Annotated in this window: 1 protein-coding gene; it reads left to right on the top strand. The window is 69.2% G+C overall.

What is annotated here, in order from left to right; all coding sequences use genetic code 11:
* Positions 1-72: 72 nt before the first annotated feature.
* Positions 73-723 (top strand): NAD(P)H-quinone oxidoreductase (locus AC1DU6_RS33960; protein WP_477862805.1); only part of this gene is annotated, 651 nt, incomplete at its 3' end.

Here is a 723-nt window from a genome sequence, read left to right as displayed (position 1 = left end):
TCCCGAGCGTGAAGCTGCTCCGATGCCGGCCGCTGACCACACGCCGCCCGCCGCAGAGTAATTGCGAGAGCGATGAAAGCCATCGCGATCACCCGCCCCGGCGGGCCCGAGGTGCTGGAGCTGGCCGAACGGCCGGATCCAGTCGCGGGCCCGGGTGAGTGCCTGATCCGCGTCGCAGCTTCGGGCATCAACCGCCCGGATGTGCTGCAGCGCAAGGGTGCCTACCCGCCGCCGCCGGGTGCGAGCGATCTGCCGGGGTTGGAAGTTGCGGGCGAGATCGTCGCTGGTGACTCCGAGGCTCTGGCGGCGCATGGCTTCAAGTTGGGCGACAAGGTCTGCGCGCTGGTCAATGGCGGCGGCTATGCCGAGCTGTGCACGGCGCCGATCGGGCAATGCCTGCCGGTGCCCAAGGGTTGGACGCTGGCTCAGGCCGCGACGCTGCCCGAGACCTGCTTTACCGTCTGGGCCAATGTGTTCGACCGCGCTGCATGGCAGCCGGGCGAGACGCTGTTGATCCACGGCGGCAGCAGCGGCATCGGCGTGACCGCCATCCAGATCGCCAAGGCGCTGGGTGCCCGGGTGCTGGTGACGGTCGGCAGCGCCGAGAAGGCCGAGGCTTGCAAGGCGCTGGGTGCTGACGTCGTGATCAACTACCGCGAGCAGGATTTCGTCGTTGAAGCCAAGGCCGCCACCGGCGGCCGCGGTGTTGACGTGATCCTGGAC

The sequence above is a fragment of the Roseateles sp. P5_B10 genome (assembly GCF_056400485.1).
The sequence above is the reverse complement of the archived record's forward strand: the minus strand, read 5'-3'. Positions and strand labels throughout refer to the sequence as shown.